We start from the raw sequence: 23,888 nt of genomic DNA, 5'->3' as shown, positions 1-23,888 counted from the left end.
CGTCAGGAAACTCAACCGGGAATTGCTGTGGACCTCGCACGGCGGTCGGATGGTTGCAATGCCGCCAGCCGGTGTCTAAGTCAGATCAGCCTGAAGCCCCGCCGCGAAGCCGATGACCGTCGAAGCTGTCCCCTACGCCGTCCGGCTGGCCACAACGCCCGAGGACCTGACCGCAGCGCAGGCCTTGCGCTATGAGGTCTTCGTCCGGGAACTTGGCGGTGACGGCCCCCTCGTCGACCATGTCCAGGGTCTGGAGCGCGACGCCTTCGACCCGGTCTTCGATCATCTGATCCTAGTCGACCGCCGCATCGACCCCGCCACCCGCGCCCATGTCATCGGTGCCTACCGCATCCTGCCGTGCGACCGCCGCGCTGCCGCCGGGCGCTTCTATTCGGAAACCGAATACGACCTCACTCCGCTTCTGGCCTCGCGGCGCAAGCTGCTGGAGCTTGGCCGTTCCTGCGTCCATGCCGACCATCGCGGCGGCACCGCCATGTTCCACCTCTGGAACGGGCTGGCGGAATACGTTCTGGAGCGCGGGATCGAGATCCTTTTCGGCGTGGCCTCGTTCCACGGCACTGACATCACCGCCTTGGCCGAGCCCTTGTCCTGGCTTCACCACCACCACCTCGCACCGCCCGAACTGCGCGTGCGTGCCTTGGCTCCGGGCCGGCAGGAGATGGACCTGATCGCCGCCGATCGCGTGGATCGCCGCGCCGCAATGGCGGCCACTCCCGCCCTCATCAAGGCCTATCTCAGGCTTGGCGGCTATGTCGGGGACGGTGCCTGGATCGACCGCGCCTTCAACACCACCGACGTCTGTCTGGTGATGGACACCGGCCAGATGTCGGCCCGCCACCGCGCGTTCCTGATCCGAAAGGCCGGAACATGACCGGCTGGCAGGAGCGTCCGCCGCCGCCGCTGAAGATCACGCCCCTGGGTTGGCTGCGGGTCTTCTGGCGCGGCACCCTGATCGGCTCGGTGACCTATGGCGGGCTGGTCCTGCTGCTTGTCGTCCGGCTGGTGGAGTGGCCGCTTTTCGGTCAGGCCCGCCCGGTGACGCCGCACATCACCAAGGCTGTCTGCCGTGTCGCCCTGGTCCTGCTGCGACTGCCGCTGACCGTCCACGGACGCCCGATGATCCGGCCCGGCGCCATCGTCGCAAACCATTCTTCCTGGCTGGACATCTTCGTGCTGAACGCAGCCCAGACGATCTACTTCGTCGCCAAGTCCGAGGTTGCTGGTTGGCCCGGCATCGGCTGGCTTGCCCGCGCGACAGGAACAGTCTTCATCGCCCGCAAGGGGACCGAGGCGAAGAAACAGCAGGACATCTTCGAATCGCGCCTGCAGGCCGGGCACCGGCTCTTGTTCTTCCCCGAAGGCACCTCGACCGACGCGATCCGTGTCCTGCCGTTCAAGTCGACGCTTTTCGAGGCCTTCTTCTCCCCCGCCCTTGAACGCACGATGCACATCCAGCCGGTAACGGTGGTCTTCCATGCGCCGGAGGGCGAGGATCCGCGGCACTACGGCTGGTGGGGCGACATGGACTTCGCCTCCCACCTTCTCAAGATGCTCGCCACCCCGCGCCACGGGCGGGTCGAGGTAATCTTCCACCCCGAGGTCCCCGTCGATGCGTTCCAGAACCGCAAGGTGCTGGCCCAGCACTGCGAACGCGTGATCCGGACCGCCCATGTCAAGGCGGAAGCGTAGGGCGCACCTTCGGCTCGGCCCCGGTTCGACAGCTTCGCAACGCGCAGACCACCAGAAGACCCGCCCAACGCGACTGACCCTTCACCCGGTCAGCCCTGCCGCAGCACCTTCGCCATCCGCCGTCCCTTCGCCAGCTCGTCCACCAGCTTGTCCAGGATGCGGATCTCGCGCATCAGCGGCTCGGCGATCTCCTCGATCCGGACTCCGCAGATCACTCCCGTGACCTGATCGCGGCATGGGTTCATCCGTGGCGCCTCGGCGAAGAAGCGCTCCAGCGACGGGCCGGCGTCCAAAGCCGCGGCCAGACTGGCCGGGTCATGGCCGGTCAACCAGAAGATCACCTGATCCAGTTCCTCCCGGCTCCGGCCCTTCCGTTCGACCTTGGCCAACCAGGCTGGATAGACCTTCGCCACGCTCATCCCGTAGATGCGATGCGCCATGCCGGTCCTCTCGTAGGGTGGGCGATCCGCCCACCGCCCCTCAACGCAGACGACGCAGCAACTCCAGCGACGGTTCCCCCGTGACTGGCAATCCCACACTCGCCTGATAGGCGCTGATCGCCTCGCGCGTCTTCGTTCCGATCACCCCGTCCGATCCGCCGGTGTCATAGCCCCGCGCGGTCAGCAGCCGCTGCAACTCCTGCCGATCCGCTTGCGTCATGCCGCTTGCGTCCGGCCCGAACGAGGCCTGCACCGCCCCCCGCCCCAGGATCCGGTCCGACAGATGACCGACCCCGATCGCGTAGTTCTGCGCATTGTTGTAGCGCAGGATCGTCGCAAAGTTCTGCGTCAGCAGGAAATGCGGCGCCCCGCCCGCATTGCCGCCCGCGATGATCGACCCGCCCGCCAGAGCCCGCCCGTCCGCCGCGCGCACGCCAAGCCCCTGCCAATCCGCCGCCGACCGCCCTTTGCCGCGCCCAAGCAGGCCCGCGTTGAACCCCGAGGGGAGAACGACCTCCATCCCCCAGGGCAAGCCCCGCGTCCAACCCGACCGGCTGAGGTAAGCCGCCGTCGAGGCCAGCGAGTCCGTCGGGTCCTCGCCCCAGATGTCGCGCCGCCCGTCGCCGGTGAAATCCACCGCATAGGCAAGATACGAGGTCGGGATGAACTGGGTATGCCCCATCGCCCCCGCCCAGCTCCCGACCATGCCGGACGCCGAGACGTCGCCCGCCTGCAGGATCTTCAGCGCCGCCACCAGCTGGCTTTCGAAGAACTCGCCCCGTCGCCCGTCATAGGCCAGCGTCGACAGCGCCGAAATCACCGGCACATTTCCGCGTCGCGTCCCGAAAAAGCTTTCCAGCCCCCAGACCGCGGCCACGACATGACCCTCGACGCCGTAGCGGCTTTCAAGGGCCTGCAATGTGCTGCCGTATTGCGCATACTTCTTCCGCCCAAGGCTCACCCGCTCCTCCGAGGCGGCGATGTTCAGGTAATCTTCGAGCGACCGCTTGAATTCGGTCTGGTTGCGGTCCCGCTCGATCACCTCGGGCAGGAAGCCTGCCCCCCGAAACGCCGCATCGACCGTGCCCGAGGCAATCCCCCGCGACACCGCACGACCCTTGAAACCCTCGACCCAGGCATCCCAGCCCGCGTTCGGAACAGGACGCGGAGCGGCGTCCGGCGCCCGGTATCCACCACCACCGCCAGTGCGGCCCGACGAAATGCAGGCCGACAGGAAAGCCGCCGCCCCCAAAAGCAGCGCCGCGCGCCGCGTCTGTCCACCCTTGATTTCAGCCTGTCGCATGTCCTGCCCGCCATCTGCTCTTGTTATTGGGCCATGATGCCCTGCCAGCGGTCCGGGGCCAAGCCCCGCAGGTCAGGCCAAGCAGCCTGACGCCGGTTGGCCGTCGCACGACTCGTTGATTTAACTTTTCATATGTGTTCATCTGAATGTGAGTTGGCCGCTGGTGGGGGGTCGCGGGATAAGAGTGTGCACCAGTTCTCAGGTCACCGCGCGGAGCCGAGGTTCCGCGCCAGGACCGTGGTCGCCAAAAGGCTTTACGAATCCTTAACGGCCACGTCTAGAACACTGTTGTTACATGATAAAATCAAAGCGACCACCGTGGGCGCTTCTTCAATCGCCCTGTTTTTTCAGCTTGAAAGCGATCTGCCGCAGCATCCCGTGGAAGGTCTGCACCTCGGCCCGCGTCAGTCCCAGCCGCCCCCACATGTTCCGCAGGTTGGACTTCATTCCCTCGATCTTCGTCTCGGGAAAGAAGAACCCTGCCGCATCCAGCCGCTCCTCGAAATGGTCGGCCAGCCGCTCGACCTCTTCCCGGTTGGCAAGCTCGGTCCGGGCCATCTCGCGCACGACCGCCGGGGTGCTCGTGCCCTGGCGGCCCCATTCGTAGCCCATCAGAAGCACGCATTGGGCGAGGTTCAGCGACGGAAACTCGGGATTGACCGGGACAGAGACCGTCGCATTCGCCCGGATGATGTCCTCGTTTTCCAGCCCGGCCCGCTCCGGGCCGAACATCACGCCCACCTTCTTGCCCTCGGCCGCCAGCGCGCGGGCCACCGCCATCGCGTATTCGGGGGTCACCACGTCCTTGACCAACTCCCGTCGCTGCGAGGTGGTGGCGAAGACGAAGTCACAGTCCGCAATGGCCGGTGCAAGATCAGGGAAAAGCTGCGCCTGGTCCAGAAGCCGCCCCGCGCCCGAGGCCATCGCCACCGCCTTGGGGTTCGGCCAGCCATCGCGAGGTCCCACGACCCGCATCCGCTCCAGCCCGAAGTTCAGCATCGCCCGTGCGGCTGCCCCGATATTCTCACCCATCTGTGGCCGGACCAGGATGAAGACGGGCGGAACGATCTGGGGGGGGGTCATGCAGCCACCTATGCGAAACTCTCGCCGCGAGATAGGCTAGGCCCGGCCCTCTAGCAAGCGACCTTGGGCAAGGAGAACCCCGTGACCTTCGATCCCGGACTGGCGCGGCTTCTACGTGACGACCTGTCGGGTGAACCCTTCACCGAAACAAGGATGTTCGGCGGTCTTTGCTTCTTGACCTACGGCCACATGATCTGCGGCGTGCATCAGGGCGGAACGATGTACCGGGTCGGCAAGGACCGCTACGCCGCCGCACTGGACTTGCCCGGCGCGGCGCCGGTGCTGATGGGCGACCGTGTGATGGCGGCGATGGTCCAGCTTTCGCCGGAGGACAGCGCCGATGATGCCAAGCGCGCCGCCCTTCTGGCGCTTGCCCTTTCCACCGTCCGCGACCTGCCGCCCAAGGTAGCCAAGCCGCGGAAAGGCTGATAGACGCAGCGCGACACCTATTCCGGAGCCCGAAATGGCCGCTGACGACCGCCCGCAGATCACCCTGATCACCCCCCCGACCTTTGATCCCGAGACGTTTTCGGAACGACTGGGTCGCGTCCTTGACGGGGCCGAGATCGCCTGCCTGCGGCTGTCGCTTGCCACGAAGGACGAGGACACCCTGATGCGCGCTGCCGATGCCGCTCGTGAGGCGGCCCATTCCCGCGACGTGCCGGTGGTGATCGACAACCACCTCATCCTGGCCGAGCGTCTGGGTCTTGATGGCGTCCACCTTACCGACGGCGCCCGGACGGTCCGCAAGGCCCGCAAGGACCTGGGCGCGGACGCCATCGTCGGGGCCTTCTGCGGAACCAGCCGGCACGAAGGCATGTCGGCGGGCGAAGCGGGCGCGGATTACGTGGCCTTCGGACCGATCGGCGCCACCACGCTGGGCGACGGCAGCCAGGTGGAGTTCGACGTCTTCGAATGGTGGTCCGAGGTCATCGAGGTCCCCGTCATCGCCGAGGGCGCGCTGACCGCCGAATTGGTGGCCCGCTTTGGACCGGTCACCGACTTCTTTGCGGTTGGGGAAGAAATTTGGGGGGCCGAGGATCCCCTGGTGGCTCTGAAGGCCCTTCTTGCGCCTTTGGGGTAAGACACTTCTTGAGGACGCTTCGCTTCTCGCCTGGCGACGAGAAGACGAAGTCGCACGAGGAGCCGTTCGTCAGACAAAGGCCTCGCGGGTCAACCTCATAATCACATGCGGCAGGACGGCATCGCGCGCCCGGCAGTACTTGAGGTCCCGGCCAACTTCCACAAACCCCAGCTTTGCCGATACCTTGGCTGACCTCTGGTTACCCTCGAAACAACCCGACGCCAGCGGCGTATCGCTGGCATCGAAATGCGCCGCCACAAGGCAGCGGGCGGTTTCGGTGGCGTAGCCCCTGCCCTGCGCACGGGGCGCAATCCAATAGCCGAGGATACCATCTTCCACACCCATGATCCCGGCAAAACCTTCTTCATCGTCAATCGCAAAGGTTTCACCAGCGACTGCGTAGGTCGTCAGGAACGCCCGGAAATCGGCCGCGGAATACGGATGCGGCACGACCGCCAACCACCCCGACACCGCAATGTCGCCGACCCCCATCACCACCGCCGCCTCGTCCGAGGCGGCGACGGGGCGCAGCGTCAGGCGCGCTGTCCGGTGGTGATGCGCAAGGGCCATCGCCCTAGTCCAGCTTGCGGATGTAGGTCCAGGTGGGGACGTTGGCCCCCCGCGCGACGGAATAGCTCTCGGCATCGCCCAGGTACTGGAAGCCCGCGTTGGTCAGCACCCGGGCCGACCCCGGGTTGTCCTGAAAGGCCTCTGCGAACATGGTGCAGTTCTTCTGGGGATTGGCCATGACCAGCGCCTGCACGGACGCCGAGGCGATGCCGTGGTTCCAGAAGGCGGGCGCGACCCAGAAGGCCACCTCGGACTGGTTGCGGTCCATCTTCTTCAGAGAGATCACACCCAGCACTTCCGGCAGGCCCGAGAGGGTGCCGTCCATGACCCAAATGTCTTCCTCTAGCCCCGCGCTCATCGCACGGGTGCAGAATGCCTCGGCTGCACCGGGCGGCAGGGGGTGCGGGATGCCCTGGGTCGCTTCGGCTACGCGCTTGTCGCCGGCGTAAAGCGCAAAGAGCCCGGAATCAGACTTTCGCACGGGGCGAAGCGTGAAACGGTCGGTCGCGATTTCCACCGGAGTGGCGATCTTCTCCAGGATCATGGCTCCCTCCTTTGAAGCGCATGTGGGGATTGTCGGCTAACCGTGCAATCGCCCGAATGTTTGGCCCTTTCAGGGTCGTGGCATGGCAGTCCGCCACAATCCCGGCTTGGCCCCGGAAACGAGAAGGGGGACCGGCCTTTCGACCGATCCCCCATCTACAATTCAATTGTAAAGGTTCGGCTTACTCGGCTGCCTCCTGGGCGGGCAGAACCGAAATGAAAGTGCGACCTTTCAGGCCTTTCTTGAAGGTCACGCGGCCCACGACCTTCGCGAAGATCGTGTGGTCAGTGCCCATTCCGACGCCTTCACCGGGGAACCAGGTGGTTCCGCGCTGGCGGCAGATGATGTTGCCGGGAATGGCAGCCTGACCGCCGAAGAGCTTGATGCCCAGGCGACGACCGGCCGAGTCGCGACCGTTGCGGGATGAACCGCCTGCTTTCTTGTGTGCCATGGGGTCTTACTCCTGCGCTGCAGCGGCCTTGACGGCACGCTTCGGTTTCTCGGCCTTCTCGGCGGGCTTGGCCGCACCGGGGGCTTCATGGGCGACACGGCGCGCGGCGACGGTTCCGACAGCGGCCTTGACGCCCGACTTGTCAGCGCCGTTTTCCAGCACTTCGGTCACACGCACCAGCGTCAGGTGCTGGCGGTGGCCCTTGGTGCGCTGGCTGGAGTGCTTCCGGCGGCGCTTGACGTAGTGGATGGTCTTCTCGCCCTTGATCTGGTCGATGACCTCGGCCTGGACGGCCGCGCCTGCAACCATCGGCACACCGATCGTGGTGCCAACCATCAGGATTTCGTTGAACTGGATCTTTTCACCAGCGACAGCGTCAAGCTTCTCAACGCGCAGGACGTCACCCGCCTGCACCTTGTACTGCTTGCCACCGGTCTTGAGGACCGCAAACATGGGTCTTTCCTTCCATCTCTCCGCGCCCTCTGGCCCCCGACATCTCGGGCGTTCACGGGGTTTCCCCGCCTCGGACAGCGCGCCCCTGAAGGGCGTCATTGCAAAAACATCTCGGGCCGAGAGTCGCCCCTTGGCCCGAGATGCGCGCTTATGCGTCGAAGCCCGGGCCGTGTCAAGGAGCTGGGATCAGATATCGCGGCCCTGCATCGCGCGTCCAGCGGCACGGCCAAGGTCCAGCGAAACCTGGCGGAACACCTGGTCGAACGCGCTGAAGAGGGCGGCGTTAAGCCTTTGGCCCGCATCGCTTTCCCAGAATTCGACATAGCTTTGCAGCTCGGCCTCGGTCAGTGGATGGTAAGCAAGGCCGAGATAGGCATTCAGCCAGGTCGACGTGTCGGCCCGGACCTGGTCTTCCTGCCCCCAGACGTCGGACAGAAGCTGGTCCTGCGGGATCGCCCCGTAGGCCCCGGACTCCGACATGCCGGTCATGAACGCCAGACTGCCGGACAGCGCACCGGCGACATTCATTTCCAGCAGATCGCCGGACTCGATCATCTGGCGGACAAGGGCGACCTTCGGCTCTCGGGCGGCGGCGGCGTCTTCGGCTGCGACACGCGCGGCTTCCTCGGTCGCGGTGTCCAGAAAGGCGCGGCGGGCTTCAATTTCCAGCCCGACGATCTTCTGGCCAAGGTCGGAGGCGAAGAAGTCGATCACCGCCTTCTGGGCTTCGGGCTGAGCAGACAACTGGGACTGAAGCGCCGCTGTAAAGGCAGATTGCAGGCGTTCGGCGTCGTAGATCCCCGAGACTTCGGCCGTCCACTCCGCCCCGCCGCCTGCTGGGAACATGTCCGCCTGCAGGTCTGCCCCATAGGCGATCCCCTCTTCGCGCAAGACCTGGAAGAGATCGGCCAGTCGCATGACCTCGGATACCCGGTCAGCCGGGACTGCCGCAGCCGGATCGGTTGCTGGCGTCTGCGCCAGCACAGGCTGGCCCAGGGCCAGAAGCGCTGCAAGCGCGAGGCGAGACAGAAGCATCGGCGAACCCTTCCGCGACTACACTTGAAGAGCTAGTCTCTCTGCCCCGACTTGCCAAGTCGCAGCGGTGCAACTGGCCGTGATCGGACCACCGGGAACCTCAGCTGTTTCTGCGGATTGCCTCTTGCGCATCGTCCGAGGCCCGGCTATCCACCCCGCCACATAGACGACCGTCTGAAGCGCGGAGAGGTGACGGAGTGGTCGATCGTGGCGGTCTCGAAAACCGTTGTAGGTTTGCGCCTACCGTGGGTTCGAATCCCACCCTCTCCGCCAATTAACCCAGCGAAAGCTTTCTCCCGATCCGCCAGCGGCCGAATTCTTCGGTTGTATACAAGGGCTATGCGGGATGGGCTTGGCGCCAGAGGCCCAGAAGCCGGCTCTTAGGATGGGACTGAGGTCAAACTTTGGCCGGTCACACCGGTAGATTTGGACAAGCGGCGGAAAAGGGCAGGACTTCGGCAGTCACAGATCAAGCAAGTTTGGTCGGTACGAACCGTAAAGTCGCAGGCCCAAATGGCATCGTTGGCGGCGATGTCCTTATCCCAAGGCACTCAGAGCGTGGTTGGTCGGACGCAGCGCCCCATAGAGGTCGCGCCACAGCGCATAGCGGGTGTCCGCACGGGTGCTTTCTGACGGACGCGGGGTAAAAATCCGGTCAACTTGGACAAGCGCTCTGGAAGCCGAGACAAGATCGGTCAGGGAACCCGTCCCGACCCCCGCCATCACGGCTGCGCCGATCGCACCCGGGTCGCTGCCTTCGACCCGCTGGATGGGCCGACCGAGCACGTCGGCGCGAAGTTGCGCCCAAGTGTCCGACGCAAAGCCACCCCCGCCTGCCCGGAGCATCGCCGGCTGCGCGCCTGCCGACCGCTCCAGCGCCTCGAACGCCAGGCGGGCGGAGAAGGCGACGCCTTCCAGGATCGCAGCCGCCATCTCCACCGGGCCATGACTGGCGGTCAGACCGGCAAAGCCGCCCCGCGATGCCGCATCCCAGAGCGGCGCCCGTTCGCCCTGAAGGTGTGGCAGAAACAAGGGGGCGTCGTCGGTCACGGACATTGCCATTGTGGCAAGGTCCTGGGTCGAGCGTCCCAAGAGCCGCGCTGCCCAGTCAAGCGAGGCGCCTCCTGATTGCGTGGGGGCTGCGTGCAGGCGAAGGCCGCGCCACTCGGGAAAGGTGATGATGCCCGGCTGGGGGAAAAGGTCGCCCGATATGATGCCCAGCACCTCCGAGGTGCCGGAAAGATAGAACGCCTCGCCCTCCTGCGCCACGCCAAGCCCGAAAAGGCTGGCCCAGGCGTCCATCACGCCCAGCACGACGGGAGTTCCCGCAAAGGGCCAAGAGGCGCTGACCTGGCCCACCACTGTGAACGGGTCGGCCAGCGGTGCAAGACGCCGCGCCGCGCCATTGAGGCCCGCGATCAAGTCATCAGCATAAGTGAAAGCGGGCGTGACCAGGCCCACGGCCGAAATCGGGTCCGTCAGCAGGACGCCCGTCAGCCGCGCGAGAATCCAGTCGCGCGGCAGGAGGACATGAGCGGTCCGGTCCCATATCTCGGGGCGCGCAGCCTGCATCCAGGCCATTCGGGCAAGGGCGTGGCTGGCATCGATCGGGATCGGCGCGCCAAGCCAGGCGATCTTGTCCTCGGCGGAAACGGAGCGATCCAGGGCCGCACCTGCTTGGGCAGCCCGGCCATCCTGCCAGACGATGGCGGGTTGGAGGACATTCAACGCAGCGTCGGTGAAGACATGCGTATTCACCTGTGACGTCAGGCATAGGGCAGCCGCAGATCCATGATCGGCAAACTGCTCCAGCGCGGCCCGGACAAGCCGAAGCCAGTCTTCGGGGTCCTGTTCAACTTGGCCGGCGGCGGGCCTCTGCGTCGGATAGCGGGCCGAGAACTCGGCAATGCGCTGCCCTGACAGGTCGATCATCACCGCCTTCACCGAGGTGGTGCCGATATCGATTCCGATCAGACGCAAGTTGGACACGGTTCCCCCAAGTTACGGGTCCGAACGAGGCTTGCAAAACCTCTGGACGCGGCAAGACTGGCCTGACAATCATTCCTCCGCAAGATCGGGAATTGTAGGGGGAGGGACTGAAAATGACCGGTATCACACGGCGCAGTTTTTGGCGCATTGCAGGACTGACACTGGCGACCGCAGTGGCAATTGTTGGAAGCGCCGCTTTCGCTGAAGGCGAGAAGATCGCAGTGATCACGCCGTACCTGTCGCAGCCCGGAACGCAGTTCTACGTCGAAGCCTTCCAGGCGCGTGCCAAGGAACTGGGCTGGGAAGTGAACATCATCGACACGGCCGGCGACGTCGCGGCGGTTATCAGCCGGATGGAGGATGTGTCAGCGCAAGGCGTAAATGCGATCGTCCTGAACGTCGATCCGGCGCAGGTGGGCGCGGGGCTGGATGCAGCGGTGGCAGCGAACATCCCGGTCTTCGGGATGGACGCTGGGGCTGACCCGCGGATCAAGGCCAACATCACCTCGAACGGCTATGCGATGGCGGCGGAAACCTCGGTCTATGTGGCCAATCGCATCGGCGGCGCGGGCGCTGTCGTGATGTTCGTCTTTGACGCCTTCCCGCCGGTGCAGGTGCGCGGCGCGGTGGCGGATGCGGTCTTCAAGAACCATCCCGACATCACCGTACTGGACCGCGTGACGCCCGATGTCTCGGACGGCGGCATTGCCGACAGCCGCGCCAAGATGGAGGCGATCCTGGCCGCAAATCCTGAACCCGGCAGCATCAAGGCGGTCTGGGCGGCCTGGGACCAGCCAGCGCTTGGGGCGCTGCAAGCCATCGAGGCGGCGGGGCGGCAGGGCGAAGGGATCGTGATCACCGGCATCGACGCCAACCCGCAGGCGCGGGACGCCATCGCGGCGGACGGAAACTTCGAAGCCTCGGTCGCACAGGACTTCCAGGGCATTGGTTCCACGACGGCGGACACGGTGGCGCGGGTGCTGGGCGGAGAGACGCTCAAAGCCAACGTGATCTACGTCCCGACCAAGCTGATCACCAGCTCCAACGCCAAGGACTAAGGCAGACGGGGCGGTTCGCGCCGCCCCACTGCCCCCTCCCATGCCAGAATTGCGCCTGTCGGGCATCGTAAAGACTTTCGGTCCCGCGCGGGCGCTGGACCGGGCTGCGCTGTCGCTGCGCGGCGGCGAGGTTCACGCCCTGATGGGCGAGAACGGGGCGGGGAAGAGCACGCTTATCCGAATTCTTGCGGGGCTGGAAAGCGCTGATTCCGGCGAGGTGACGCTGGACGGAGCGCTGTTACGGCTGGGATCACCAGACCTGGCCAAGACGGCGGGCTTCCAGTTCCTGCATCAGGAAAATCACGTGGTCCCGGCGCTGAGCGTGGCCGAGAACATGCACTTGTCGCGGCCCTATCCGCAGCGCTTCGGGCTGGTCCACTGGACCAAGCTTCGCACGGCGGCAGTGGACGCACTTGGGCAGCTGGGGGCCTCCCACATCGACGCGCGGTCGGTGATGGGGTCGCTTGGAGCGGGCGACCAGATGCTGGTGCGGATTGCGGCCACCTTGCTGGACGACGGGGATGCCCCCTGGGCCTACGTGATGGACGAACCGACGGCCGCCCTGTCCGGGGCTGAAGCGGAACGCTTGTTCAAGGCCATCGCCGCGCTGAAGGCGACGGGGGCGGCGATCCTTTACGTTTCGCACCGCATGGACGAGGTGATGCGGCTTGCCGACCGCATCACCGTCCTGCGGGACGGGGCGCATGTGGCTACCCGTGACCGCGCGGCGACAAACCGGGACAAGATCATCCGCGACATGACCGGGCGTGACATGACGGACCTCTTTCCGCGCCACACGGCGACGTCTGGCCCCCCGGCGCTTTTGGTCCGCGACTTGCGGGCTGGGGGGCTGGGCCCCTTGTCCTTCGCGGTGGCGGAAGGCGAGATCCTGGGCGTTGCCGGACTTTCGGGCTCGGGTCGGGAGGTCTTGCTGCGCGCGCTGATCGGTGCGGTGACGCGGGCGGGTGATCTGCAACTGCGCGGGGTGCCGCTGGCGGCGAACCCGGCTGGAGCGTGGGCACAAGGGTTGGCCTATGTCCCGCCCGAGCGGCGGACCGAAGGTGTGATGCCGCGCCGAGCGCTGGCCGAGACCATTGCGCTGCCGCATCTGGCACGGCTGTCGCGCCTGGGATTCGTGCAGCGCCGCAAGACGGCCGGGCTGGTGCGCCGCCTGGCACAGGACGTGCGGTTGAAGGCATCGGGACCCGACCAGCCGATCGCCGAGTTGTCGGGTGGCAACCAGCAAAAGGTCCTCTTCGCACGCGCTCTGGCCGGTGACCCTGCGATCCTCCTGCTGGACGAGCCGACGCGGGGTGTCGATGTCGGGGCCAAGTTCGACATCTACACTTTGATCCGCGACCTTGCCGCGAGGGGGACTGCGGTCATCGTCGCGTCCTCCGACCTGCCCGAGCTGATAGGTTTGTCGGACCGGATCGCCATCCTGAACGCCGGGCGGATTTCCCAGATCCTGCCCGCCGACGGGCTGACCGAGGCCGCCCTGCTGACGGCCTGCTACCAAAAGGAAAGCTGAACCCATGGCATCGTTCCTGCGGCATTACGGGTCGTTGATCGGCATGGCAGCCATCGTCGTCTTCTTCTGGATTGCGCTTCCCGACACCTTCATGACCTTGCGCAACTGGCTTAACATCAGCCAACAGCTTTCGATGCTGATCGTGGTGGCCGTGACGATGACGGTGGTCATGGTGATGGGCGACTTCGATCTGTCGGTGGGGGCGATGGCCTCCCTGTCCGGGGTGGTCGCGGCGGTGCTGTTCGCACAGGGATTGCCGGTTCCGGTGGCACTCGCGGTGGCGCTGGCCGTCGGGCTGCTGGGCGGGATTGCCAATGGGGTTCTGGTCAGTCTGATCGGTATACTTCCGTTCGTCGCCACGCTGGCAACCATGACCATGTTCTCCGGCGCAGCCTTCCTGGTCTCGGGTGGCAAGACCATCTTCGGGCGCGATATTCCGCAGGAGTTCGCCGATTTCGCGCGATCCGGGCTGCCCCTCGGGACTTGGGGCGGCAATCTTGTAGTTCTGCCAGCCCTGACGTTGGTTGCGGCGGTGGTGACCCTTTTGGTCTGGATCGTGCTTGAGCATACAATCTACGGCCGCAGGCTTTACGCTATCGGCGGAAATGCCGACGCCGCGCGGCTGGCGGGGGTCAAGGTCGCGCAACTGCGGCTTTCGGCCTTTGCCTTCACCGGCATGGGAGCGGCGCTTGCAGGGATCATGTATGCCTCGCGCGTCGCCTCGGCCAATCCTGTGCAAGGTGACGGGTTGATGCTGACTGCGATTGCGGCGGTATTCCTTGGCATGACGGCGACGCGCGACGGGCAGCCCAATGTGCTGGCCACCGTCGCCGGCGTGGTCACGCTGGGGGTGATGGACAACGGGCTGACCCAGCTGCAGGTCGACAGCTATGTGCGGCAGGTCCTGGTCGGCGCGATCATCCTGCTGGCGGTGTCGATCAGTGCGCTGGGTCGCCGGGCCATCCGGCTGCGCTGAGGCAGGACGGATGCGCGGTCCTCAGTCCGCCCACTCGTACAAAAAGGTCGGCTGACGGAAATGCGGGATGGCAAGATACGCGGCGAGTGCGGCTCGTCCAGTTTTCGTAGAAGATGAAGTCGCAAGGATCGGCCGCATCGAGGTGGAAGTCGTAGTTGATGCAATCAAAGGCTGATCATGGGGCGGCTTAACCGCTTTGCACTTCTGGCCCACCATGATGTGTTTGTGCACTGAGCGGCAGTCCTTGAGCGCGGATCGGTCGTGGAGTGGCTGCCGTTGATCAACCATGTGCCGAACGACCGCTAAGGGCCGTTTCCCACCAACTAGGACGTGAAACCGAACAGTTGGTTGAGCGGCAGCGTCCGCGCGCGCGTTCCGGTCAGGTCGTAAAGTGCATTTGCGAGGGCGGGCGCAGCCGGCGGCGTGCCGGGCTCTCCAACGCCGCCGATATGTCCGAACGTGCCGTTGTTCTGGAGCACCTTGACCTCAAACCGCGGCGTGGTGTGCATACGCAGCGGCTCATAGTCAGGAAAGTTCTGTTCCACGACCGACTGGTCGGCAAAGGTGATTGCGCCCTGCACGGCGGCAGAGAGACCGTAGATCATGGCGCCTGTCATCTGCGCTTCGACGATGCCCGGGTCCATGGCCAGGCCTGGATCGCAGGCAATCCAGGCGCGGGTCAGCTTGATGCCGACAGGGGTGTCCTGCACCTCCAGTACCTGAGCGACGGGGGTGCCGAAGGAATAGCAGAAGGCGACGCCGCGCCCGAAGCCAGGGCGTTTCAGGCTGTTCCAGTCAGACATGTCCCGGACGGTCTCCAGAAGCAATGCCGAGGGGGCATGCGAATCCCGCATAAGGTCCAGTCGAAAGGCCAGCGGGTCCGCCTTGGCCGCATGGGCCAGTTCGTCGATGAAGCTTTCAAGGAAAAAGGCGTTCATCGAATTGCCGACCGACCGCCAGAAGCCAAGCGGCACGGTAAGGACGGCAAGGTGGCCATCGTAGCGGTAATGTTGCAGACCGTACGGCTGGTCAAACCCGCCTTCGACGGTCGCGCGATCGGGGCCGGGAGGCGCGAAGCCGACCAGCCTCGAAAGCGCGTTTTGTGTGGCCGAGGGCGCCGCGGTCCGGCCCCAGAGCGCGGTCGCCTTCCCGTTCTCGTTCCGCCCTGACAGCCGGGCGATTGCGGCGGGACGGTAGTAGTCCTGCGTCATGTCCTCTTCGCGGCTATAGGTCAGCTTGACGGGGGTGTCCGGCATTGCAGCAGCGATGCGGGCGGCCAGCACCGCGGCCACCGGATCAGTCCTGCCTCCGAAGCCACCGCCCATGACCGGCGTATGCAGCGTGACCTTGTCGGACCCGATCCGAAGGGCAGCGGCGATCGCATCTCGGGTCATGATCGGGGCCTGGTTGCCACACCAGACTTCGACAGCGCCATCGGGTTTGACCCAGGCTGTGGCGTTCAGCGGCTCCATCGATGCATGAGCCAGGAAGGGAATGCGGTACTCGGCTTCGACCACGTCGCCTTTGGCGAGTTCGACCTCGACATCCCCGTCGTCACGCAACCGCGAGTCAGGCTCTGTCGTGAAGGCGGCCTCGATGCGGGACATCATGGCGGCGGTATCGGCCGGATAATCCGCATCGCCCCATTGGACATCCACCAGTTGGGCCGCCTGCATTGCAGTCCAGGTATTGTTGGCAATGAGAGCAATGCCGTTGCCCAGTCCTACTACTTGGTCCACACCCGGCAATGCCAGGGCGGCGGCCGGATCGAAACTGGTCATCGCTCCGCCCCGCCGTGGGTTCATCCGGACGGTAGCGAATTTCATTCCGGGAAGGATGATGTCGATCCCGAACGTTTCGGTCCCCGTGGCCTTGGCCACCATGTCCAGTCGCGGCATCGCCCTGCCGACATAGCGCCAAGTAGACGGATCGCGCAAACTGACATCGTCGGGCACAAGTGACACGGCCTCGGCAGCCAGTTCGGCGTAGGTGAAGGTCTGTTCGCCGATGACCTTGCCGCCTTCGGTCTTGAGCGTTTCAGGCAAGACGCCAAGCCGCCTGGCCGCTGCAGCCTTCAAAGCCTCCCGTGCGCCTGCCCCTGCGAGGCGCATCTGCACGAAGCCACCGATCGCGCCGGTCGAGCCACCGGTCATCTGCAGTGAGAAGATCTTCGGCACGGCAGCCAAAATGGCGTTGTGAGAGTTTTCCCGAAGCGAAAGCTGGTAGTCGGGCTCGTTCGACATCCGTTCGACGAAGCCTGCGTTGTAATAGGCTTGGGCGGGCGGCCCGTGCAGGACGCGGACCTGTTCCCAGGCGACGTCCAGTTCTTCGGACACCAGGGCGGCGAGCGTGGTGGAAATGCCTTGCCCCATCTCGGCCCGGGGGGCGATGACAGTGATGCCGTCGGCGTTGATGATGACCCAAGGGTTGAGCGGGGTGGAGCCCGGGACAGGGACCAGCGGATTGGCTGGGACCTCAGCCACCTTGTAGGCTCCGAAGGCGGCCCCGCCCACGACGGAGGCACCAAGGACGATGAACGACCGACGGGTGATGGTTTTCCAAGATGCCATGTCAGCCAGCCTTTATCATCTGTGCTGCCTCGTGAATCGCGGCGCGGATACGGGGATATGTTCCACAGCGGCAGAGGTTGCCCTGCATCGCTTCGTCGATGTCCTGATCCGACGGGTCCGGGATCTGGGCCAGCAAAGCTGCTGCCTGCATGATCTGGCCGGACTGGCAGTACCCACATTGCGCCACTTGGTGCTTGACCCAGGCCACTTGCACGGGGGCAAGGGCTCCGGGCTGACCAAGCCCTTCGATGGTCGTGATCTTTCCGGTAGCGTCGGCGAGGGGGACCTGGCAAGACCGGACCGCTTCGCCGTCGATGAGCACGGTGCAGGCCCCACAGGCGGCGACACCGCAACCGAACTTGGTACCGGTCATCGCGAGACCGTCGCGCAGAGCCCAAAGCAGGGGGACATCGCCGGGAAGGTCGACCTGGCGCAGGGCGCCGTTTACAGAGAGGGTGAAAGACATCTGGAGCTCCTCATTCCTGACAATATTTACTCATAATGTCAATGTGTCAATGGTTGGTTTGACGCGGTGTCGTCGCTCCCGTATCCTGCGCCCATGACCGTGCTCGACGACCCCCAGATCGACCCGAAGGAAGCCGCGATCCTGCGCGCGGCCTTCGAATGTTTTGCGCGCTATGGGCTGCGACGGACTTCAATGGCAGACATCGCGGCCGGTGCGGGTATGTCCCGCCCGGCGCTTTATTTGCACTACGCTGGAAAGGAAGACATCTTCAACGCGTTGGTGCGCAACCATTTCGAGACCTCCGAGAAGGCTGTCGAACGGGTGCTTGCACAGCCGGGCCCCGCAGCCGAAGTGCTGCTGGCTACATTCCACGCCATCGACGGGGAAGCCGTGGAGGCGATGCTCAACTCGCCCCACGCTGACGAGATCCTGTCGGCGAATGGTCCGTTCTCTCAGGCTGCCGTTATCGAGGCGCACGCTCGGATTACGCGCCACATTCAGCGCTGGATCGAACTTGGCGTGGAAGAGGGGCGATACAGTCTTGACGGGCTGCAGGCCACCGCCGACGAATTCGCCGCAGCAGTGATGGCGACGAAGTTCGGGATCAAGTCCTTTGCCAAGGATTTCGCCGACTATCGTGCAGCCCAGAGCCGCGTGGCCGCAATTTTCGGAAAGGCCTTGTCCAGATAGTGGCTGGGGCTTGTCGTCGATCGCTGAAACAGGCCGCCTGTCCGGACCGTCAACAGGCGGCACATGGGTTACCGTGTTAGACTGGCGGGTTCAGCCTTTCCTTTTGTCCAAGATTTCTACGAAGAATCGGATCATCTCGGCGGAGGCGTCAGGACCCGTCGGGTCGGTGTAGCTTCCCTCGGCCTTGCCGCCGGACCAGGTGTGACCGGCGCCGTTGATGCGCCAGACTTCCACCGGGTGGCCGGAGGCGTTCAGTCCGGACAGCACGTCGAAGCGGCGGGAGGGTCCGGTGCCGGTCCGTTCGGTGGTCGCGGTGAGGGGACCGGCCAGGCGTCCGGCATTTACCGGAGCAACGGTCGCGTCGGCAGAGCCGTGGAAGATGATCGACGGAACCGTCAAGGCTTCCGCTCGACCGGAGGCATCGCCACGCATGGCGGCCAGGGCCGAGACCACGTCCTTTGCCGAGCCGGGGGCAAGACCCGAGTGGACGGCAGCAGCAGTAACCAGGTGGGGATGGGTGTTGGCCAGAAGAGCAGCCATTGCGCCTCCAGCGGAAAGGCCGCCGACGAATAGCCCGGCGGGCTCGAGGCCATGCTCGGCCAGGACGGCAGCGCCAAGGCCCGCCAGCAGAGCGGCCTCTCCGCCGTCGCTGCGCTGGTCGCCCGGCCTGAACCAGTTCCAGCAAAGCTGCATGTTGTCGCCTCGGGTCTGCTCTGGATAGACGACGATCAGGTCGTGGTCATCGGCGAGCCGGTTCATCCCCGTCCCGACCGCGAAGTCATCGGGCGTCTGGGTGCAGCCGTGGAGCATCATCACGACTCCGCGGATCGGCCGCTGTTGACCAGACGGGCAGAACAAAAGGTACTCCCGAGACCCATGCGGCCCTTCATACCGACGGCGCTCGAAGGTCGCACGTTCGGGCAGATCCGCTACCAATACGGTCGGTCGCAGATTGGGTGCTCGTTTTGGAACGCGAGCTGCCAGCTCAGCAAGCACTTGCGACATGGCACGCGATTTGCGCGGAGCGGTCCCCGTCGCGCGGTCTGCCTTCTGGGCAGCTGCGGGCGCGGCAGTTGGGAATGCAGGTGAAAGAGCACCCTGGATGACCTGGGTTGCCTTGGCCGGATTGCCTTCGCGCACAGCCTTAAGCGTTTGGCGCATTGCTGCCATGAAGTCGTCGTCCATACTTTGTGCCTTTCTTGGCCGGCCTTCGCCGTCGTTGTCGGACCGCTCGGCAGCGTCCGGGAGTACGGCAGCCCGATAGGAGGACAACCTTTGCATGTCGCCAGGGTTTAACCGGCCAATGTCAGTTCTGTGCCCGGGGTGGACGAAGATGCTACGAACATCTTCCGAGGAGACAAGGTATAGCTTTGACCAAACTGATCATTCTGGAGCCGGGAAATCCAAGCGCAGGGGTAGCCTCAGCCATCGGATAATACCCTGCGTGCCACGCGGCGGTGGTGGCAACCCTAAGCGCACCCGAAAGACTTGGCGCCAATCCTGTCGGACATCCGAACCCTGGGCATAACTCACTACTCGCCCCGCCGTTCCAAGCGCAGAAAATCCTGCGTTGGGTGGGTTCTGCTAGCTACAGATGCAGAGGAACAACGTTCTTCGAAAATGGCTGAAAAGGTACCAGTTCAAACTGGTCCCAAGGGGGCTAGGAGTTTGGGTCAACCAACGAAGACGTTAACAACCTCCTCACCAGCAACTTTTGCTTCCTGGCTCGATGGATGAAGCCCACCGAGGCCGGAACGAGCGGCGCCCCCTAAAGTGACGTTGTTTTGGCAGCATCAGGGCGCTCTCACATGGCACTGCCAACGGTCGTTCTGCTGCAGACCCGTCCTCAATCAACCGGAAGATTGATCCTGACATAGCGGATGGCCCGGCGATGGTAAGTATAGGCGATGTGCAGATGCCCCTCGCCGTCCTGCAGGATCGACGGGTAGGAAAGCTCGCGGTTGACGCCCTCCGCCGAATTGTTCGACAGGGCATGGCCCGTGCCCTGATCCAGGTCGATCCGGACAGGAAACGTCGCGCCGTTGTCGGACGATATGGCCAGCGTCATCGGTGCCCTCGGCACGCCCCACACCGCCTTTGGCCCTTCGGTCACGGCCTGCACTTCGGCCTCGCCCTCAATCTCGTCATAAAGCGACGCACGGCGGGCGTCGGACGTTGCGGCGCTGATCGGGTTGAGGACCATGCCGATGCGGCCATCGGCCAGACGAATGGCCTGTACCGACGAGTTGTTATTCGGCAGATCGGTCGGCTGCGGCGCGGACCAGCTGAGTCCACCGTCACTGGACAGGCTGCGCTTGACCCATTGGGCATAGCGGTCGCGGTAGAAGGCTGGCATCGCTCCGGCCAGTGGGGAAACCGGGTTCATGTGCACCGCGCCCAAACTGTCCGGGACCTCGGTCGCCCGCCAGGACTGGCCTTCGTCCTGTGAAACCAACATCACGGCAGTGTCGATGTCACCTGTCCAGCGCCCCGCCGCCGGTGTCACGCAGCGAAACCCGGGAAGCAGCCACTCCCCGGCTGGAGCAAAATGGACCGGCTGGCGAACAAAGACCCCGCGAAACTCGCCGATGCGCCGGGTGGGGCCGAAGCTTTCGCCGCCGTCGTGCGATACGCGGGCAACGATCTCGCATTCGTCCTGCCGTCCGCCGAGCTGGCTGGTGTGGAACAACCAGACCGCCCCATCGGGGGCGGTAAAGAGGACAGGGTTCTGCTCGGACCGGGTTGGATCGTCGGACAGGCGCCGCGCCGCTGACCAGCCTTCCGGCCCAAGCGTGGACATGTAGACCGAGATGTCGCCCATCCCCTCCATCGTGCCGCCGAACCAGACGCAGGCCAGGCGACCATCTGGCAGAACATGCAGGTTGGCCGCATGGTTCTGCACCATCGGCGAGGGGAGGAAAGCATCCACCCGGCCAGAAGACGAGACATGCAGCCGGCCATCCATTGCGGCCTCGATCTCGGACGTCGACAGCTCGCGCTGTGGGAAAGCAGACATCGCAACTCCCTGCGGTTCGGTGGTGCGAGATCACAAGTTGCCAAGTTATCTGTCAAGCCCAGAATTCTGCGCGATTGATCGCTTACTTCACTAATACACGGGAAAATAACGGTTATATTTCCCCAGACTTTATTCAGTCATGGCACAGCCCGCCTTCAACTTGTTAGGCTGAAAATAACAAGTTGACAGGCTTGTCCACCGGCTATCTGCTTTCTCTCGAGTCGTGAGGGCCGGACAACGGCATGAGACACTTCTGGGAGGAAGACATGGAACTGACAGAAAGTAAGGCGGGCATCAGCCGCCGGGGCCTGCTGCAATTCGCGATCGGCTCTGCCGTGGCGGTGGCGGCCTTCGGACCGGGCGCGCGAATCGTGATGGCGCAAGAGGGCCAGGTTCTGAAGGCGATCAACCCCGCCTTCAACCAGGACTGGTCGCCCCTGCGCGGCGGCGGCGTGCCGTTCCGCTGGAACTCGTTCTGGAACGCGAGTGCCATGTATTTCAACGACAAGGGCGAGATCCAGCCCTACGTCCTGACCGAATGGGCACCGAACGCCGATTTCTCCGTCTGGACGCTGAAGGTCAGCCCCGACGCCAAGTTCGCCGATGGCTCACCCATCACGGCGGCGGACGTGAAAGGCAGCTGGGAGCTGTCGTCGATGCCGACGACCAAGAACCAGCGCATCGACCAAGTGCTGTCGGGCGTTGCGGGTTACGCGGCCGTCAAGGACGGCACGGCGACGGATATCTCCGGCATCGTCGCCGGTGAAGGCGAGTTGGTGGTGACGCTGGCAGGGCCGGACCCGATCTTCTACCAGCGGCTGGCCAATCACATTGCGCCGATCGTCAAGGTCTCGGTCGCACGCGGCGCCGACGGCAATGAGGTGGCGGACTGGTTCCTCGGTGCCAACGGCGCGACTTCGGGCCCGTTCATGATGGAAAGCGCCGATCTGGATTCGGGCGCGGTCGTCTGGGTGCCAAACCCGAACTTCTTCGGCCCGGCACCGAAACTGGCGCGGATCGAACTGACTGCGGTAGAAGACAACGTGACCGCGACCGAGATGCTGAAATCCGGCAAGTATCAGGCGCATACTGAACTGGTTACCTCGACCATCGTGCTGGACCTTGGCGCAGATTTCGCGGCGGGGCCGACCATTCCGACCAGCCAGCATTTCTGGTTCAACGCGTCCCGCGCGCCGATGGATGACCCCAAGGTTCGCGAGGCGCTGATCCTGGCCGTAGACCGTGACGGACTGATCAAGGCCAGCTTCCCGGACGGGCCGCACCAGAAGACGGATACCGTGATGAACTCGGTACCGGGTGAGGATGACGCATCCTTCACGCCCTTCCCCTATGATCCGGAGGCGGCGAAGGCGGCGCTGGCGGCATCCACCTATGGCGGGCCGGAAAAGCTGCCGAAGCTGATGTTCGTCGGGATTTCCTCCCCGGCCAACGAAGCTGCAGCGCAGTACATCGCCGAACAGTGGCGGCAGGTGCTGGGGATTTCGGCGGTGGACATGAAGCCGCAGCAGGACCAGTATTCCGGACCGGACCAGAACGCGATCCAGATCTTCCGCGACGACGTGGGCACGCGCGTACCGGATGCGGCAAGCTACCTGGCCGGGTCGATTGCTTCGGGCTCGGGCAACGCGCAGGGCAAGATGGGCGGCTACAAGAACGACGCTGTCGACGCCCTGATCGCCGAGGCGCTGGCCCTGCCCGCCGATGATCCGAACCGGAGCGCCAAGGCGCAGGAAGCGCAGCGGATCTTCCGCGACGACTTCATGTTCATCCCCTGGTACAAGCAGACGATGAGCCGCTGGGCCACCGCCAACGTGTCGGGAATGGAAAAGAACCTCGACTGGCAGGTCTTCGCGCCCTGGAATGTCTCGATCTCCTGATCTGACGCTATGACGGCGGGGCGGGGAAGATTTCCCCGCCCCGTTTTTGCCTCCGAAAGCGCCCGCATGTTTGCCCATATCCTTCGCCGTCTGATCGTCTGGGTGCCCTCGGTGCTCCTGGTGATGCTGGGCGTGTATGCGCTGGCGTTCTATGGCGCGGGCGACCCGATCAAGTTGATCTTTCTCCGCGCGCCCGGCGACGTCGCCTATGACCCCGTCAAGATCGAGGCGATTCGGGCCGAGGCGGGACTGGACCGGCCCTTCCTTGTGCAGTTCTTCAGCTACATCTGGAACCTGATGCAGGGGAACTTCGGCAACTCGCTGACCTCGGGCCGGTCGGTCTGGGCGATGGTGTCGGCGGCAGCCCCGGTGTCGGCAGCCTTGGGATTGATGACCATCGTGGTGACTGCGCTGGTGGCCGTGCCTTTGGGCATGATCGCCGGGATGCGGCAGAACTCGCGGCTGGATTATTTCATCCTGGGCACGGCGGTTGCCTTATGGGCGATCCCAGCCTACGTGGCGGGCCCTTTGCTGATGGTGCTCCTCCTGATGATCCTGCCCGACGGCGCCGTGCCCTATGGCTGGGGTGGTATCTTCAGCGTCAAGATCCTCCTGCCGCTGATCGTGCTGTCTTTCCAGCCCATCGCGCTGATCCTGCGGCAGACCCGGGCCGCGGTGATCGAGGTGCTCAGCGAGGATTACGTCCGCACCGCCCGTGCCAAGGGCGTGCCAGAGCATATGGTTGCCCTGCGCCACATCCTGCGCCCCGTCCTGACCCCCGTGGTCACGCAACTGGGCCTGATCATGATCACCATCGTCAATGGTGCCATCTTCGTGGAACTGGTTTTCGGCCTTCCCGGACTGGGCCGCCTGACCGTGCAGGCGCTGATCAACAACGACTACCCGGTCATCCTGGCCGTCACGCTGATTGGCTCCTTCCTTGTGATGGCATCAAACCTGCTGGTGGATCTTCTGTATCCCCTCCTCGATCCCCGCGCCGCCGACGTGAAGGGGTCCTGAG

The 23,888-nt window shown here is 64.7% G+C and carries 22 protein-coding genes, 1 tRNA gene and 1 pseudogene; 11 read left to right on the top strand and 13 right to left on the bottom strand.

The genetic code is table 11. From position 1 onward, the window contains the following. Window positions 1-112 precede the first annotated feature (112 nt). A complete protein-coding gene (locus Q0C42_RS08105; RefSeq protein ID WP_295074299.1) occupies window positions 113-892 on the top strand; it encodes a GNAT family N-acyltransferase in 780 nt (259 codons plus the stop codon). Then, window positions 889-1,710, top strand: a complete 822-nt coding sequence (locus Q0C42_RS08100) for a 1-acyl-sn-glycerol-3-phosphate acyltransferase (protein ID WP_295074298.1) — start codon at window positions 889-891, stop codon at window positions 1,708-1,710. The genes Q0C42_RS08105 and Q0C42_RS08100 overlap by 4 nt, the downstream gene beginning before the upstream one ends. Before the next feature lie 89 nt (window positions 1,711-1,799). Here Q0C42_RS08100 and Q0C42_RS08095 read toward each other — a convergent pair whose 3' ends face one another. The 3 genes from Q0C42_RS08095 to Q0C42_RS08085 form a co-directional block, all read right to left on the bottom strand. Next, a complete protein-coding gene (locus Q0C42_RS08095; RefSeq protein ID WP_295074297.1) occupies window positions 1,800-2,150 on the bottom strand; it encodes a DUF2200 domain-containing protein in 351 nt (116 codons plus the stop codon). 40 nt (window positions 2,151-2,190) lie between these two features. After that, window positions 2,191-3,453, bottom strand: coding sequence for a lytic murein transglycosylase (locus Q0C42_RS08090; RefSeq protein WP_295074296.1), 1,263 nt, complete (start codon window positions 3,451-3,453; stop codon window positions 2,191-2,193). 330 nt (window positions 3,454-3,783) lie between these two features. Next, on the bottom strand, window positions 3,784-4,536 hold the full coding sequence (locus tag Q0C42_RS08085; protein WP_295074295.1) for an RNA methyltransferase: 753 nt from the start codon (window positions 4,534-4,536) through the stop codon (window positions 3,784-3,786). An 81-nt stretch (window positions 4,537-4,617) separates the two neighbouring features. Here Q0C42_RS08085 and Q0C42_RS08080 point away from each other — a divergent pair, with 81 nt between their 5' ends. Both Q0C42_RS08080 and Q0C42_RS08075 read left to right on the top strand, forming a co-directional pair. Further along, the gene (locus Q0C42_RS08080) at window positions 4,618-4,965 is read left to right on the top strand and encodes a TfoX/Sxy family protein (RefSeq protein ID WP_295074294.1); all 348 of its coding nucleotides are present in this window, start codon (window positions 4,618-4,620) and stop codon (window positions 4,963-4,965) included. Window positions 4,966-4,999: 34 nt separating this feature from the next. After that, window positions 5,000-5,620, top strand: a complete 621-nt coding sequence (locus tag Q0C42_RS08075; RefSeq protein ID WP_295074293.1) for a thiamine phosphate synthase — start codon at window positions 5,000-5,002, stop codon at window positions 5,618-5,620. Between the two features lie 69 nt (window positions 5,621-5,689). On the opposite strand, the gene Q0C42_RS08070 is transcribed toward Q0C42_RS08075, so the two are convergent. From Q0C42_RS08070 to Q0C42_RS08050, 5 genes and pseudogenes are all read right to left on the bottom strand, one after another. Then, window positions 5,690-6,190 carry a GNAT family N-acetyltransferase gene (locus Q0C42_RS08070; protein WP_295074292.1) on the bottom strand — a complete coding sequence of 167 codons (501 nt, stop codon included), beginning with the start codon at window positions 6,188-6,190 and terminating at the stop codon, window positions 5,690-5,692. Between the two features lie 4 nt (window positions 6,191-6,194). After that, the gene (locus tag Q0C42_RS08065; protein WP_295074291.1) at window positions 6,195-6,734 is read right to left on the bottom strand and encodes a GNAT family N-acetyltransferase; all 540 of its coding nucleotides are present in this window, start codon (window positions 6,732-6,734) and stop codon (window positions 6,195-6,197) included. Window positions 6,735-6,915: 181 nt separating this feature from the next. Further along, window positions 6,916-7,185: a 50S ribosomal protein L27 gene (gene rpmA, locus Q0C42_RS08060; RefSeq protein WP_295074290.1), complete on the bottom strand. Its 270-nt coding sequence runs from the start codon at window positions 7,183-7,185 to the stop codon at window positions 6,916-6,918. An 81-nt stretch (window positions 7,186-7,266) separates the two neighbouring features. Beyond that, window positions 7,267-7,638: pseudogene (gene rplU / locus Q0C42_RS08055) on the bottom strand (50S ribosomal protein L21); the annotation flags it as partial. A gap of 186 nt (window positions 7,639-7,824) precedes the next feature. Next, window positions 7,825-8,673 carry a DUF2059 domain-containing protein gene (locus Q0C42_RS08050; RefSeq protein ID WP_295074289.1) on the bottom strand — a complete coding sequence of 283 codons (849 nt, stop codon included), beginning with the start codon at window positions 8,671-8,673 and terminating at the stop codon, window positions 7,825-7,827. Between the two features lie 183 nt (window positions 8,674-8,856). Here Q0C42_RS08050 and Q0C42_RS08045 point away from each other — a divergent pair. Beyond that, window positions 8,857-8,946, top strand: a tRNA-Ser gene (locus tag Q0C42_RS08045). A 264-nt stretch (window positions 8,947-9,210) separates the two neighbouring features. Here the strand turns inward: Q0C42_RS08045 and Q0C42_RS08040 are convergent. Beyond that, window positions 9,211-10,662 carry an FGGY-family carbohydrate kinase gene (locus Q0C42_RS08040; RefSeq protein ID WP_295074288.1) on the bottom strand — a complete coding sequence of 484 codons (1,452 nt, stop codon included), beginning with the start codon at window positions 10,660-10,662 and terminating at the stop codon, window positions 9,211-9,213. Window positions 10,663-10,775: 113 nt separating this feature from the next. On the opposite strand from Q0C42_RS08040, the gene Q0C42_RS08035 reads away from it, so the two are divergent. From Q0C42_RS08035 to Q0C42_RS08025, 3 genes are read left to right on the top strand one after another with little or no spacing between them, the layout of a single operon-like run. Then, window positions 10,776-11,720, top strand: a complete 945-nt coding sequence (locus Q0C42_RS08035; RefSeq protein WP_295074287.1) for a substrate-binding domain-containing protein — start codon at window positions 10,776-10,778, stop codon at window positions 11,718-11,720. A 40-nt stretch (window positions 11,721-11,760) separates the two neighbouring features. Next, window positions 11,761-13,251, top strand: a complete 1,491-nt coding sequence (locus Q0C42_RS08030) for a sugar ABC transporter ATP-binding protein (RefSeq protein ID WP_295074286.1) — start codon at window positions 11,761-11,763, stop codon at window positions 13,249-13,251. A gap of 4 nt (window positions 13,252-13,255) precedes the next feature. Further along, window positions 13,256-14,227: an ABC transporter permease gene (locus tag Q0C42_RS08025; RefSeq protein WP_295074285.1), complete on the top strand. Its 972-nt coding sequence runs from the start codon at window positions 13,256-13,258 to the stop codon at window positions 14,225-14,227. Window positions 14,228-14,550: 323 nt separating this feature from the next. Here Q0C42_RS08025 and Q0C42_RS08020 read toward each other — a convergent pair whose 3' ends face one another. Further along, window positions 14,551-16,797, bottom strand: coding sequence for a molybdopterin cofactor-binding domain-containing protein (locus Q0C42_RS08020; RefSeq protein WP_295074284.1), 2,247 nt, complete (start codon window positions 16,795-16,797; stop codon window positions 14,551-14,553). 1 nt (window position 16,798) lies between these two features. After that, window positions 16,799-17,263 carry a (2Fe-2S)-binding protein gene (locus tag Q0C42_RS08015; RefSeq protein ID WP_295074283.1) on the bottom strand — a complete coding sequence of 155 codons (465 nt, stop codon included), beginning with the start codon at window positions 17,261-17,263 and terminating at the stop codon, window positions 16,799-16,801. Window positions 17,264-17,356: 93 nt separating this feature from the next. Here Q0C42_RS08015 and Q0C42_RS08010 point away from each other — a divergent pair, with 93 nt between their 5' ends. Beyond that, window positions 17,357-17,953: a TetR/AcrR family transcriptional regulator gene (locus Q0C42_RS08010; protein ID WP_295074282.1), complete on the top strand. Its 597-nt coding sequence runs from the start codon at window positions 17,357-17,359 to the stop codon at window positions 17,951-17,953. A gap of 90 nt (window positions 17,954-18,043) precedes the next feature. On the opposite strand, the gene Q0C42_RS08005 is transcribed toward Q0C42_RS08010, so the two are convergent. After that, window positions 18,044-18,958 (bottom strand): PHB depolymerase family esterase, encoded by a 915-nt coding sequence (locus Q0C42_RS08005; protein ID WP_295074281.1) that lies wholly within the window; start codon window positions 18,956-18,958, stop codon window positions 18,044-18,046. A gap of 841 nt (window positions 18,959-19,799) precedes the next feature. Beyond that, on the bottom strand, window positions 19,800-20,969 hold the full coding sequence (locus Q0C42_RS08000; protein WP_295074280.1) for an exo-alpha-sialidase: 1,170 nt from the start codon (window positions 20,967-20,969) through the stop codon (window positions 19,800-19,802). A 242-nt stretch (window positions 20,970-21,211) separates the two neighbouring features. On the opposite strand from Q0C42_RS08000, the gene Q0C42_RS07995 reads away from it, so the two are divergent. Next, window positions 21,212-22,867: an ABC transporter substrate-binding protein gene (locus Q0C42_RS07995; protein ID WP_295074279.1), complete on the top strand. Its 1,656-nt coding sequence runs from the start codon at window positions 21,212-21,214 to the stop codon at window positions 22,865-22,867. 66 nt (window positions 22,868-22,933) lie between these two features. Then, window positions 22,934-23,887 (top strand): ABC transporter permease, encoded by a 954-nt coding sequence (locus Q0C42_RS07990; RefSeq protein ID WP_295074278.1) that lies wholly within the window; start codon window positions 22,934-22,936, stop codon window positions 23,885-23,887. Window position 23,888 lies beyond the last annotated feature (1 nt).

This window comes from Tabrizicola sp., from assembly GCF_022842145.1.
Taxonomy (GTDB): Bacteria; Pseudomonadota; Alphaproteobacteria; order Rhodobacterales; family Rhodobacteraceae; genus Tabrizicola.
The sequence above is the reverse complement of the archived record's forward strand: the minus strand, read 5'-3'. Positions and strand labels throughout refer to the sequence as shown.

Excerpts from the sequence above, each read along its gene's own strand:
- Q0C42_RS08105 (WP_295074299.1), top strand. The coding sequence starts at position 113 with ATGACCGTCGAAGCTGTCCCCTACGCCGTCCGGCTGGCCACAACGCCC.
- Q0C42_RS08100 (WP_295074298.1), top strand. The coding sequence starts at position 889 with ATGACCGGCTGGCAGGAGCGTCCGCCGCCGCCGCTGAAGATCACGCCC.
- Q0C42_RS08095 (WP_295074297.1), bottom strand. The coding sequence starts at position 2,150 with ATGGCGCATCGCATCTACGGGATGAGCGTGGCGAAGGTCTATCCAGCC.
- Q0C42_RS08090 (WP_295074296.1), bottom strand. The coding sequence starts at position 3,453 with ATGCGACAGGCTGAAATCAAGGGTGGACAGACGCGGCGCGCGGCGCTG.
- Q0C42_RS08085 (WP_295074295.1), bottom strand. The coding sequence starts at position 4,536 with ATGACCCCCCCCCAGATCGTTCCGCCCGTCTTCATCCTGGTCCGGCCA.
- Q0C42_RS08075 (WP_295074293.1), top strand. The coding sequence starts at position 5,000 with ATGGCCGCTGACGACCGCCCGCAGATCACCCTGATCACCCCCCCGACC.
- Q0C42_RS08070 (WP_295074292.1), bottom strand. The coding sequence starts at position 6,190 with ATGGCCCTTGCGCATCACCACCGGACAGCGCGCCTGACGCTGCGCCCC.
- Q0C42_RS08065 (WP_295074291.1), bottom strand. The coding sequence starts at position 6,734 with ATGATCCTGGAGAAGATCGCCACTCCGGTGGAAATCGCGACCGACCGT.
- rpmA (WP_295074290.1), bottom strand. The coding sequence starts at position 7,185 with ATGGCACACAAGAAAGCAGGCGGTTCATCCCGCAACGGTCGCGACTCG.
- Q0C42_RS08050 (WP_295074289.1), bottom strand. The coding sequence starts at position 8,673 with ATGCTTCTGTCTCGCCTCGCGCTTGCAGCGCTTCTGGCCCTGGGCCAG.
- Q0C42_RS08035 (WP_295074287.1), top strand. The coding sequence starts at position 10,776 with ATGACCGGTATCACACGGCGCAGTTTTTGGCGCATTGCAGGACTGACA.
- Q0C42_RS08030 (WP_295074286.1), top strand. The coding sequence starts at position 11,761 with ATGCCAGAATTGCGCCTGTCGGGCATCGTAAAGACTTTCGGTCCCGCG.
- Q0C42_RS08025 (WP_295074285.1), top strand. The coding sequence starts at position 13,256 with ATGGCATCGTTCCTGCGGCATTACGGGTCGTTGATCGGCATGGCAGCC.
- Q0C42_RS08020 (WP_295074284.1), bottom strand. The coding sequence starts at position 16,797 with ATGGCATCTTGGAAAACCATCACCCGTCGGTCGTTCATCGTCCTTGGT.
- Q0C42_RS08015 (WP_295074283.1), bottom strand. The coding sequence starts at position 17,263 with ATGTCTTTCACCCTCTCTGTAAACGGCGCCCTGCGCCAGGTCGACCTT.
- Q0C42_RS08010 (WP_295074282.1), top strand. The coding sequence starts at position 17,357 with ATGACCGTGCTCGACGACCCCCAGATCGACCCGAAGGAAGCCGCGATC.
- Q0C42_RS08005 (WP_295074281.1), bottom strand. The coding sequence starts at position 18,958 with ATGTCGCAAGTGCTTGCTGAGCTGGCAGCTCGCGTTCCAAAACGAGCA.
- Q0C42_RS08000 (WP_295074280.1), bottom strand. The coding sequence starts at position 20,969 with ATGTCTGCTTTCCCACAGCGCGAGCTGTCGACGTCCGAGATCGAGGCC.
- Q0C42_RS07995 (WP_295074279.1), top strand. The coding sequence starts at position 21,212 with ATGAGACACTTCTGGGAGGAAGACATGGAACTGACAGAAAGTAAGGCG.
- Q0C42_RS07990 (WP_295074278.1), top strand. The coding sequence starts at position 22,934 with ATGTTTGCCCATATCCTTCGCCGTCTGATCGTCTGGGTGCCCTCGGTG.